Consider the following 3,220-nt stretch of genomic DNA (forward strand, 5'->3'; position numbering starts at 1 on the left):
AAAGCACGGCAGCGTCCTACCCTCGCAGGCAGTCTCCCACCAACTACTCTCGGCGTGAAGAAGCTTAACTGCTGTGTTCGGCATGGTTACAGGTGTTTCCTTCTTGCTATTGCCACCGTACTTTTTTCCTTTGAGCTTTTACACTCAAAACTAAATATAATCCTCTTGAAAAACCAATCCGCTCTCCCAGATCGCTCAAGCTTGTGGTCAAGTCCTCGACTGATTAGTACTAGTCCGCTCCAAACCTCACGGCTCTTCCACTCCTAGCCTATCTACCTCTTAGTCTTTGAGGTGTCTTACTACTTTCGTATGGGAAATCTCATCTTGAGGGGGGCTTCGCACTTAGATGCTTTCAGCGCTTATCCCTTCCATACTTAGCTACCCAGCTATGCCTTTGGCAAGACAACTGGTACACCAGCGGTATGTCCATCCCGGTCCTCTCGTACTAAGGACAGCTCCTCTCAAATTTCCAACGCCCACGACGGATAGGGACCGAACTGTCTCACGACGTTCTGAACCCAGCTCGCGTGCCGCTTTAATGGGCGAACAGCCCAACCCTTGGGACCTACTTCAGCCCCAGGATGCGACGAGCCGACATCGAGGTGCCAAACCTCCCCGTCGATGTGAACTCTTGGGGGAGATAAGCCTGTTATCCCCAGGGTAGCTTTTATCCGTTGAGTGATGGCCCTTCCATGCGGTACCACCAGATCACTAAGCCCGACTTTCGTCCCTGCTCGAGTTGTCGCTCTCGCAGTCAAGCTCCCTTATACCTTTACACTCTGTGAATGATTTCCAACCATTCTGAGGGAACCTTTGGGCGCCTCCGTTACTCTTTAGGAGGCGACCGCCCCAGTCAAACTGCCCATCAGACACTGTCCCATACCTCGCTTAGAGGTCCTGGTTAGAGCAGCCATCAAACAAGGGTAGTATCCCAACATTGCCTCTGATAACACTGGCGTGCTATCTTCTCTGGCTCCTACCTATCCTGTACATGTTTAACAGCTACTCAATATCAAATTGCAGTAAAGCTCCATGGGGTCTTTCCGTCCTGTCGCGGGTAACCCGCATCTTCACGGGTATTATAATTTCACCGAGTCTCTCGTTGAGACAGTGCCCAAATCATTACACCTTTCGTGCAGGTCGGAACTTACCCGACAAGGAATTTCGCTACCTTAGGACCGTTATAGTTACGGCCGCCGTTTACTGGGGCTTCAGTTCGTTGCTTCGCTTACGCTTACAACTCTCCTTAACCTTCCAGCACCGGGCAGGTGTCAGCCCCTATACGTCGTCTTTCGACTTTGCAGAGACCTGTGTTTTTGATAAACAGTTGTTTGGGCCTATTCACTGCGGCTGGCTGTTACACCAGCACCCCTTCTCCCGAAGTTACGGGGCTATTTTGCCGAGTTCCTTAACGAGAGTTCTCTCGCTCACCTTAGTGTTCTCCACTCGACTACCTGTGTCGGTTTGCGGTACGGGTACGTTAGCTCTCACTAGAAGCTTTTCTTGGCAGTGTGACTCTTGAACCTTCGCTACTTTAATTTCGCTCCTCATCACAACTTGTGCTTTTTAGATAGAAGCATTTGACTCTTATCTACACTTATTGCTTAAACATGGATATCCAACACCATGCGTTCTTTGCCTCCTGCGTCCCTCCTTCGTTATTAACGATCTAACGCAGTACAGGAATTTCTACCTGTTGTCCATCGACTACGCCTTTCGGCCTCGCCTTAGGTCCCGACTTACCCTGGGCGGACGAGCCTGCCCCAGGAAACCTTAGTCTTTCGGCGGATAGGATTCTCACCTATCTTGCGCTACTCATACCGGCATTCTCACTTCTAAGCGCTCCACTTATCCTCTCGATTAAGCTTCACCGCACTTAGAACGCTCTCCTACCACGTGTATTACTACACATCCACAGTTTCGGTACTATGCTTAGCCCCGGTAAATTTTCGGCGCAGCGTCACTCGACTAGTGAGCTATTACGCACTCTTTTAATGATGGCTGCTTCTAAGCCAACATCCTAGTTGTCTACGCAACTCCACATCCTTTTCCACTTAGCATAGATTTTGGGACCTTAACTGGTGATCTGGGCTGTTTCCCTTTCGACTACGGATCTTATCACTCGCAGTCTGACTCCAGTGCTTTGATATATGGAATTCGCAGTTTATCTGAACTCAGTAACCCTTGATGGGCCCCTCATCCAAACAGAGCTCTACCTCCATTATCATCCTCGCACCAGGCTAGCCCTAAAGCTATTTCGGAGAGAACCAGCTATCTCCAAGTTCGTTTGGAATTTCACCGCTACCCACAACTCATCCCCGCAATTTTTAACTTACGTGGGTTCGGTCCTCCAGTGCGTTTTACCGCACCTTCAACCTGGTCATGGGTAGGTCACTTGGTTTCGGGTCTACATCAACTAACTATCTCGCCCTTTTCAGACTCGCTTTCGCTCCGGCTCCGTCTTTTCTGACTTAACCTCGCTAATTAACGTAACTCGCCGGTTCATTCTACAAAAGGCACGCCATCACCCTTTAATGGGCTTTGACTACTTGTAGGCACACGGTTTCAGGTTCTCTTTCACTCCCCTTCCGGGGTTCTTTTCACCTTTCCCTCACGGTACTGGTTCACTATCGGTCACAATTTAGTATTTAGCCTTGCGAGATGGTCCTCGCTGCTTCAATCGGGATTCCTCGTGTCCCGACCTACTCAGGATTCTGCTCGGCGTCTCTTGGATTTCGCTTACGGGGCTCTCACCCTCTCTGGCTTACCTTCCCAGATAATTCTGCTATCCGCCTTACTACCTTATTGCAGTCCTACAACCCCATATGATAAATCATATGGTTTGGGCTCTTTCCGTTTCGCTCGCCGCTACTTGGGAAATCGATTTTTCTTTCTCTTCCTGCAGCTACTTAGATGTTTCAGTTCACTGCGTCTTGCCCTATATACCTATCTATTCAGTATATAGTAATGCATCGCTGCATTGGGTTCCCCCATTCGGAAATCTCCGGATCATTGCGTACTTACTGCTCCCCGAAGCCTTTCGTGGTTCGTCACGTCCTTCTTCGCCTTATTGTGCCTAGGCATTCACCGTGCGCCCTTCTTTTCTTGACCTATCCTTAAGTCATTCGTTCTTTTCGAACTCTCTCGGTCGCTCTTGCAATCTGTTCTCTTTGATTGTTTCTCGGTTTTTCTTGGATTATATTCAGTTTTCAATGTACTA

General features: G+C 49.1%; 2 rRNA genes. Both read right to left on the minus strand.

Features of this window, described 5'->3' with window-relative positions:
- Nucleotides 1–3: 3 nt before the first annotated feature.
- Nucleotides 4–120: ribosomal RNA gene (rrf, locus tag F5ESL0263_RS08635) — 5S ribosomal RNA — on the minus strand.
- A gap of 83 nt (nucleotides 121–203) precedes the next feature.
- Nucleotides 204–3,111 (minus strand): 23S ribosomal RNA (locus F5ESL0263_RS08640).
- Nucleotides 3,112–3,220: the final 109 nt, after the last annotated feature.

Origin of the sequence: Lactobacillus sp. ESL0263, assembly GCF_003692845.1 — a bacterium.
GTDB lineage: Bacteria > Bacillota > Bacilli > Lactobacillales > Lactobacillaceae > Lactobacillus > Lactobacillus apis.